Below are 8,474 nucleotides of genomic sequence, written 5' to 3'. Positions count from 1 at the left end.
GGTCGGGCACGGCGGCCGCCGGTCCGGAGCGTTCGCGGCCGGCCAGCGGGTGCGAGCCGACGTACCGGGACAGGTCGGCGCCCGCGACGCGCAGCGCGTCCAGGATGTACCCCTTGACGCTCGCGAGGTCGGTCACGACGGCGCCGGGGTGCGCGGCCAGCTCGGCCAGCACGACGTCGGCGGTCACGTCGGGCGGGACGGCGACGATCACCAAGGAGACCGGGGCGTCGTCGGGCGCGGGCAGCCGGCCGGCGCCGACGTCGCGCGCGAGGGCGAGCGCGATGCGCGACGGGTCGTGCAGCACGACGTCGACGCCGCGCGTGGCCAGGCCCAGCCCGACGCTGGCGCCGAGCAGGCCCGTGCCGACGACCCGGACCGGACCGCGCGTGGCGACCGGCCCGGGTGCGTCCAGACTCACGCGACGCTCACATCCCGACCTGGGCCATCAGGGAGCCGACCTCGGGCTGGCTGAGCACGCGGACCGTGCCGGTGCGCAGGTCGCCGAGCCGGATCGGGCCGATCTGGGTGCGCACGAGGCGCGTGACGGGGTGCCCGAGCTCCTCGAACAGGCGGCGCACGATGCGGTTGCGGCCCTCGTGCAGCACGATCTCGATCAGCGCGGCCTGCGGGGTGGAGTCGACGATGTGGTACCGGTCGACCTTCGCGATGCCGTCCTCGAGCATGATGCCGTGCAGCATCTTGTTCCCGACGTTGCTCGCGACGCGGCCCTCGACGTGCGCGAGGTACGTCTTGGGGACCAGGTGCGAGGGGTGCGCGAGACGGTTGGCGAGCTCGCCGTCGTTCGTGAGCAGCAGCAGGCCCTCGGTCTCGGCGTCGAGCCGACCGATGTGGAACAGGCGCTCGTCGCGGTCCGCGACGAACTGCTCGAGGGAGGGGCGCCCCTCCGGGTCGTGCATCGTGGAGACGACGCCGATCGGCTTGTTCAGCGCGAGGGTGATCAGCGAGGTGTCGAGCTGGATGCGCATGCCGTCGAGGTGCACGACGTTGACAGTCGGGTCGATCCGCACGCCGAGCTCGCGCACCTGGACGCCGTCGACGGTCACCCGACCTGCGGAGATGAGGATCTCGCACGCGCGCCGCGAGCCGAGGCCGGCGGTGGCGAGCACCTTCTGCAGCCGGATCCCGTCGGCGACGTGCACGTCGCGGTCGGGAACCTGCTCGGCCTCGGGGCGCCGCGCCGGGCGTCCGAGCGTGGGGCGTTGCGGTCCGCTCGCGCGACCGGCACCGCGTCCGGCGCCCCGCTGTCCGCGTTCCGGCCGGCTGTCACTACTCGTGCTCACGTGTTCACTCCTGAGGCGTCGTCGACGCCCTCGAAGGCGTCGAAATCTGGAAGGTATGGGGCCAGCGGCGGCATCTCGTCGAGCGAGCCGAGCCCCATCCGTTCCAAGAAGTATCCCGTAGTGCCATAGAGCACCGCACCGCTGGACGGTTCGACGCCGATCTCGGCGACCAGACCGCGCGACGTGAGGGTCCGCACGACGCCATCCACGTTGACCCCGCGCACCGCCGAGACCTGCCCGCGCGTGACCGGCTGGCGGTACGCGATCACGGCGAGGGTCTCCAGCGCGGCCTGGGTCAGCCGGGCCGTCTGCCCGTCGAGCACGAACCGCCCGACGACGGCGGCGTACGGCGGCGCGGAGTAGATCCGCCAGCCGGCGCCGGCCCGGCGCAACTCGAAGCCGCGCGGGCGACCGCCGTCCGCGCCGCGGTACTCGGCGTCGAGCTCGGCGAGCAGGCGGTCGACCGTGGGGATGGGCAGCGCGAGGACGCTCGCGAGCTGGACGGCCGGGATCGGCTCGTCGACGACCATGAGGACCGCCTCGAGCGCGGCGAGGGCGCCGCCGGGGAGGTCCGCAACGTCGAACGCGAGCTCGTCGGTGGGGGTTTCGGGGGCGGGGGTTTCGGGATCGGGGGTTTCCAGATCGGGGGTTTCGGGATCGGGTGCGTCAAGGTCGGCGTCGAGCACGGGCGCCTCCGCATCGAGCTCCGGCCCGCGGACGGCGAGGGTGGGCTCGCCGGCGTCGAGCGCTGCGAATTCTTCGGCCAGGGTCAGGTCCGACTCGTTCATGCCTGCTCCTGCTCGTCGTGATGCTCGTCGCCGTCGTGCTCGTCGTCGTCATAGTCGTCGACGACGACCACCTCGCCGTCCGCGGCCCCGGTCCACCGCACGGTCAGCCCGCCCAGCGGGGTGACCTGCTCGAACGCGACCACACCCTCGCGGAACAGCTCGAGCAGCGCGAGGAACCGGACCACGACGACGGCGGTGGAGTCGGCGTCGGCCACCAGGGTCGCGAACGAGCAGACGCCGTCGCGCCGCAGCTTGTCGACCAGGATCGCGGCCTGCTCGCGCACGCTGACGACCGGGGTGTACAGGTGGGTGAGGTCGATGCCCGGCGCTGGGGCCTTCGGGGCGATCGCCTTCGCGGCGATCGCGGCGAGCTGGTCGGGGCCGATCTTCCACAACAGCTCGGGCAGCAATGCCGCGAGCTGCGGCTCGAGCGTGACCGAGCGCGGGAACCGCCGGCCCTCGCTGAGCAGCGCCTCGGCGATCGAGGCCGCGACCTCCTTGTAGGCGCGGTACTGCAGCAGCCGGGCGAACAGCAGGTCGCGGGCCTCGAGCAGCTCGAGGTCCTCGGCGTCCTCGACGTCGCCGGCGGGCAGCAGTCGGGCGGCCTTGAGGTCGAGCAGGGTCGCGGCGATGACCAGGAACTCGCTCGCCTGGCCGAGGTCCCAGCGCTTGCCACCGGCGGCATCTGCCGCGCGGAGATAGCCGATGAACTCGTCGGTGACCTCGGCGAGCGCGACTTCGGTGATGTCGAGCTTGCGCTTGGAGATCAGCCCGAGCAGCAGGTCGAAGGGGCCGGAGAAGTTCTCGAGATGGACCTCGAAGGACGAGGTGCCCGCCGGCGGAGCCTCAGGCGGCGTCGCCACGGGCGATGAGCTCTCGGGCCAGCTGGCGGTAGGCCGTGGCGCCCGAGTGGGTCGGTGCGTACGTCGTGATCGGCTCGGCGGCGATCGAGGAGTCCGGGAACTTCACGGTGCGCCCGACGACGGTGTGCAGCAGCGTGTTGCCGAACGCCTCGTTCACGCGGGAGATGACCTCGCGCGAGTGCAGCGTGCGGGGGTCGTACATGGTCGCGAGGATGCCGTCGACCTCGAGGCGCGGGTTGAGCCGGTCGCGCACCTTCTCGATGGTCTCGACCAGCAGCGCGACCCCGCGCAGCGCGAAGAACTCGCACTCGAGCGGGATGAGCACGCCGTGCGCGGCGGTCAGTGCGTTCACGGTGAGCAGCCCGAGGGAGGGCTGGCAGTCGACGAGGATCACGTCGTAGTCGTCGACCACGGGGCGCAGCACGCGGGCCAGCGCCGACTCGCGGGCGACCTCGCCGACCAGCTGGACCTCGGCCGCCGACAGGTCGATGTTCGCGGGCAGCAGGTCGAGGTTCTCGATGCCCGTCTTGCACACGACGTCCGCGATGTTCGCGTTGCGTTCCATCAGCAGGTTGTAGACGGTGAGGTCGAGCTCGTGCGGGCTCACGCCCAGCCCGACGGACGCGGCACCCTGCGGGTCGAAGTCCACCACCAGCACGCGGCGCCCGTACTCGGCGAGCGCCGCGCCCAGGTTGATGGTCGTCGTCGTCTTGCCGACGCCGCCCTTCTGGTTGCACAGGGCGATGATGCGGCCCGGGCCGTGCGAGGACAGCGGTTCGGGCTCCGCGAACACGGGGAGCGGACGCCCAACGGGGTCCAACAGCGGTGCCACCGCGACGGTGGACGTTCCGGAAGGGGCCTGGCTGCTCACGCACTCAACGTACCCGAAGACCCCTTTCGGATTGCGGAGATTCGCGCCGCGCGTGGCGGGGTTGTTGCGCGGGTCGGCGCTAGCTTCCGGTGGGCAGCTCGGTGACCCACGGTCCGTTGAACTTGCCGGGGATGTGCACCTCGACGGCGACCCGCCGCCATCGACCACCCCGATGTTCCACGACGGCGGCACGTCCGACGGCGACAGGTCCGACTGGAAGATGACCGAAGGACGCGAGCCACCGGCCTGTACTTCGCCCGCCGCCCGCTCCGGACGCACCCTCGGAGGCGATGTGCGGCGCAGTTCGCGGCGGGGAGCCCCGGATCGCCCCTCTGTGCAGCGCTCGGTGCAGCGCTCGGTGCATCGAGAGTGCACCCAGAGGGCAGATCCGATGCACAGAGCCCTGCACAGAGACCTCGCCGACCAGAAGTCCAGCCCGAACGTTCCCGCGGGAACGTCTCGGCCCACTCTCCCGCCGCGAGCGTCGCGAGCTGCGAATTGTTGCTCTCAATTCGCCGAAGAGAGAGCAACAACTCGCAGTTCGTGAGCTGCCGGACCGCAGCCCGAGCCGGGGGCGGGAGCAGGAACCGGCGCCCGGGCACCGCCGGGACGTTGCCGCGGGAACGTCAGCCCAGCGCGCGGGGATGGCTCGCGGCGTAGACCTCGCGGAGCGTGTCCGGGGTCACCAGCGTGTACACCTGCGTCGTCGTGACGCTGGCGTGGCCGAGCAGCTCCTGGACGACGCGCACGTCGGCGCCGCCGGCCAGCAGGTGGGTCGCGAACGAGTGCCGCAGCGTGTGCGGGGAGATGTGGTCCGCGCCGGGCAGGTTCGCGCGGCGGGCCGCGGCCCGCAGCACCGCCCAGGCGCTCTGCCGGCTCAGGCGGGCGCCGCGGGTGTTGAGGAACAGGGCCGGGGTCCCGGTGCCGGCCGCGGCGAACGCCGGGCGGGACCGCACCAGGTACGCCTGCACGGCCGCGACCGCGAACGACCCGACGGGGACCGCGCGCTCCTTGCGGCCCTTGCCGACCAGCCGGACCGAGGCGAGGTCCGGGGTCAGGTCCAGCTCATCGACGTCGAGCCCGACCGCCTCGGAGATCCGCGCCCCGGTGGAGTAGACGAGCTCGAGCAGCGCCCGGTCGCGCAGCGGTCCGGGTCCCTCGCCGGCGCCGGCGGCCTCGAGCAGCCGCTCGACGTCGGCCGTGGAGATCGCCTTGGGCAACCGCTTGGGCTGGGCGGGCGGGTGGACCGCGCTCGCCGGATCGACCGCGACCAGGCCCTCGAGCGCGCAGAACCGGTGCCAGCCCCGCACGGCGACCACGGTGCGCGCGGTGGACGCGGGCGACAGCAGCGCGCCGCCGTCGGACCCGGTGCGCAGCGCGGTGACGAACTCCTCGACGTCGTCGGCCGTGATCTGCGTCGCCGCGGTGCGCCCGCGCTGCTCGAGGTGCGCGACGTAACGCCCGAGGTCACGCCGGTAGGCCGCGAGCGTGTTGGTCGACAGCCCCCGCTCCACGGCGAGGTGCGCGAGGTACTCCTGCACGACGCCGAGCAGGGACACGTCGGTCACGGTCGGCTCAGATCGGCAGGAACGGGTCGAGGGCGACGGCGAGGAAGAGCAGCGTCAGGTACGTGATCGACAGGTGGAACAGCCGCATCTCGGCGAGCTTCATGGTCGTCGGGTGCAGCGCACGCCAGTACAGCCCCACGCATCCGCCGAGGAACCACAGGCCCAGTGCCAGCGCGGACACGCCGTAGACCCACGTCATTCCGGCGAGCGGGACGAGAGCCAGCGAGCAGGCGACCATGGCGACCGCGTAGGCGATGACCTCGGTCGCTACCTTCTTGTCGCCGGCCACGACCGGCAGCATCGGCACGCCCGCGGCCGCGTACTCGCGCCGGAACTTCATCGACAGCGGCCAGTAGTGCGGCGGCGTCCAGAAGAAGATCACGCCGAACAGCACGATCGGCGCCCAGCTGAGGGACCCGGTCACCGCGGACCAGCCGATCAGCACCGGCATGCAGCCCGCGGCGCCGCCCCACACGATGTTCTGCGACGTGCGGCGCTTGAGGATCATGGTGTAGCCGATGACGTAGATCCCGATCGCGCCGGCGGTCAGCGCGGCGGCGAACAGGTTCACGACCAGCGCGAACCAGCCCAGCGCGAGCACCCCGAGCGCGAGCCCGAAGATGAGCGCGGCACGCGGGGTGATCTCGCCCGTGACCAGCGGGCGCCGCTTGGTCCGGTTCATCAGCTCGTCGATGTCCCGGTCGATGTAGCAGTTCAGGACGTTCGCCGACCCAGCCGCCGCGGTACCGCCTAGCAGGGTCGCGATCACCAGGCCGATCGGCGGGAATCCGTGCTGCGCCAGGATCATGGTCGGCAGCGTCGTCACGAGCAGCAGCTCGATGATGCGGGGCTTGGTCAGCGCGACGTACGCGCCGACGCGCTGGCGGGCCACCGCGAGGCCGGCAGCACCGCTGCGGGTCCGCGAGGCGCGGGTCGCCGAGGACCCCGGGATCAGGTCATCGATCGGTAACGGGCTTCGGGTGCGCACTCGCTGAGGCCTTCCGTTCATCGGCCGGTATGGGCGGGGCGGTGAGGTGGTCGACCGTCATGCTACGGCCCGATGCCGGTGGTCCGTCCACCTCGAAGGGTGCGTCGGGTGTGACCTTGGTCCCGGGTGTCCAATCTGCGACCGACGGAATCCCCTTCCCCCCAACGTCGTTAGGCTCATGTCAGACCGCCCCCGCCGTGTTTCGTCGGAGCGGGCCCCCCAGAGCATGAGCATTCCTGCCAGATATCCCGGGCGGCACAGACTCGCCCGGTGAGGAAAAGAGGTTCCGTGAGCGCGCTCGTTCCGGCTGACCAGGCCGTCCAGTGGTCCGATCTCGACCGTAAGGCCGTGGACACCGTCCGCGTCCTGGCGGCCGACGCCGTCGAGAAGGTCGGTAACGGCCATCCCGGTACCGCGATGAGCCTCGCGCCCGTCGCGTACCTGCTGTACCAGAACCGGCTGCGGCACGACCCGGCGGACCCGCACTGGCTGGGCCGCGACAGGTTCGTGCTCTCCGCGGGGCACTCGAGCCTCACCCAGTACATCCAGCTGTACCTCGCCGGTTTCGGGCTCGAGCTCGACGACCTCAAGGCGCTGCGCACCTGGGGCTCCAAGACCCCCGGGCACCCCGAGTTCCGGCACACGACCGGCGTGGAGATGACCACCGGGCCGCTCGGCCAGGGCATCGCGAGCGCCGTCGGCATGGCGATGGCAGCGCGTCGCGAGCGGGGTCTGCTCGACCCCGACGCCGCCCCCGGGACCAGCCCGTTCGACCACTCCGTGTACGTGATCGCCTCCGACGGCGACCTGCAGGAGGGCGTCTCGAGCGAGGCGTCGTCGATCGCCGGCACCCAGGAGCTCGGCAACCTCACGGTCCTCTGGGACGACAACCACATCTCGATCGAGGGCGACACCGACATCGCCTTCACCGAGGACGTCGTCGCCCGGTACAAGGCCTACGGCTGGCACGTCCAGTTCGTCGACTGGACGCAGGGCGGCGAGGAGTACGTCGAGAACATCGACGCGCTGAACGCCGCGCTCGACGCCGCCGCGGCGGTCACGGACCGGCCCTCGTTCATCGGGCTGCGCACGATCATCGCCTGGCCCGCACCGAACAAGCAGAACACGCACGGCGCGCACGGCTCCAAGCTCGGCGCCGACGAGGTGCGGGGCCTGAAGGAGGTCCTGGGCTTCGACCCCGAGAAGACCTTCGAGGTCGACCCGGCCGTCATCGCGCACACCCGCAAGCTTCGCGAGCGCGGCGCCGCGGCCCACCAGGCGTGGGACGCCGGCTTCCAGGAGTGGCGCACCGCCAACCCGGACAAGGCCGTGCTGCTGGACCGGCTGCAGGCCGGCAAGCTGCCCGAGGGCTGGGCCGACGCCCTGCCGACGTTCCCCGCCGGCAAGGCGACCGCGACGCGCGCCGCGTCCGGTGAGGTGCTGAACTCCCTCGCCGCCGTGCTGCCCGAGCTGTGGGGCGGCTCGGCCGACCTGGCCGGCTCGAACAACACGACCATGAAGGGCGAGCCGTCGTTCCTGCCGGCCCGTCGCTCGACCAAAGAGTTCGCGGGCGACGAGTACGGCCGCACGCTGCACTTCGGCATCCGCGAGCACGCGATGGGCGCGATCCTGTCCGGCATCGCGCTGCACGGCCTGACCCGGCCGTACGGCGGGACGTTCTTCACGTTCAGCGACTACATGCGCGGCGCCGTGCGCCTCGCGTCGCTGATGGGGATCCCGGTCACGTACGTGTGGACGCACGACTCGATCGGCCTCGGCGAGGACGGCCCGACCCACCAGCCGGTCGAGCACCTCGCGGCGGTCCGCGCGATCCCGGGGCTCGCCGTCGTGCGCCCCGCGGACGCCAACGAGACCACCCAGGCGTGGAAGTCGCTCCTCGAGCGGCACGCCGGGCCGGTCGCGCTGATCCTGACCCGGCAGAACGTGCCGACGGTCCCCCGCGGCACCGACGGCTACGCGTCCGCCGCAGGCGTCGACAAGGGCGCCTACGTGCTGCTCGAGGCGTCGACCGGCACGCCGGACGTCATCCTCATCGCCACCGGCTCCGAGGTCCAGCTCGCGGTCGCCGCCCGCG

General features: G+C 72.1%; 8 protein-coding genes. 1 reads left to right on the top strand and 7 read right to left on the bottom strand.

All coding sequences use genetic code 11. From position 1 onward, the window contains the following. From VIM26_RS16575 to VIM26_RS16545, 7 genes are all read right to left on the bottom strand, one after another. Positions 1-418, bottom strand: a 418-nt coding sequence (locus VIM26_RS16575) for a prephenate dehydrogenase/arogenate dehydrogenase family protein (RefSeq protein WP_331953145.1), incomplete at its 3' end; no start/stop codon positions are given. A 7-nt stretch (positions 419-425) separates the two neighbouring features. After that, entirely contained in the window at positions 426-1,301 is an 876-nt protein-coding gene (locus tag VIM26_RS16570; protein ID WP_414696502.1) for a pseudouridine synthase, read from the bottom strand. After that, positions 1,298-2,089, bottom strand: a complete 792-nt coding sequence (locus VIM26_RS16565) for an SMC-Scp complex subunit ScpB (RefSeq protein ID WP_331953143.1) — start codon at positions 2,087-2,089, stop codon at positions 1,298-1,300. The genes VIM26_RS16570 and VIM26_RS16565 overlap by 4 nt, the downstream gene beginning before the upstream one ends. Further along, on the bottom strand, positions 2,086-2,952 hold the full coding sequence (locus VIM26_RS16560; protein WP_331953141.1) for a ScpA family protein: 867 nt from the start codon (positions 2,950-2,952) through the stop codon (positions 2,086-2,088). The genes VIM26_RS16565 and VIM26_RS16560 overlap by 4 nt, the downstream gene beginning before the upstream one ends. Next, the gene (locus VIM26_RS16555) at positions 2,936-3,823 is read right to left on the bottom strand and encodes an AAA family ATPase (RefSeq protein WP_331953139.1); all 888 of its coding nucleotides are present in this window, start codon (positions 3,821-3,823) and stop codon (positions 2,936-2,938) included. The genes VIM26_RS16560 and VIM26_RS16555 overlap by 17 nt, the downstream gene beginning before the upstream one ends. A gap of 626 nt (positions 3,824-4,449) precedes the next feature. Then, positions 4,450-5,391, bottom strand: a complete 942-nt coding sequence (locus VIM26_RS16550; RefSeq protein WP_331953138.1) for a site-specific tyrosine recombinase XerD — start codon at positions 5,389-5,391, stop codon at positions 4,450-4,452. Between the two features lie 7 nt (positions 5,392-5,398). Continuing rightward, a complete protein-coding gene (locus VIM26_RS16545; protein ID WP_414696501.1) occupies positions 5,399-6,379 on the bottom strand; it encodes a heme o synthase in 981 nt (326 codons plus the stop codon). 288 nt (positions 6,380-6,667) lie between these two features. Between VIM26_RS16545 and VIM26_RS16540 the strand changes: the two genes are divergently transcribed. Next, positions 6,668-8,474 (top strand): transketolase (locus tag VIM26_RS16540; RefSeq protein WP_331953136.1); only part of this gene is annotated, 1,807 nt, incomplete at its 3' end.

Origin of the sequence: Pengzhenrongella sp. (assembly GCF_036565025.1) — a bacterium.
Taxonomy (GTDB): domain Bacteria; phylum Actinomycetota; class Actinomycetes; order Actinomycetales; family Cellulomonadaceae; genus Pengzhenrongella.
This window is presented reverse-complemented; position numbering and strand designations above follow the sequence as displayed.

Coding starts and splice junctions, on each gene's coding strand:
- VIM26_RS16565 (WP_331953143.1), bottom strand. CDS start 2,089: ATGAACGAGTCGGACCTGACCCTGGCCGAAGAATTCGCAGCGCTCGAC.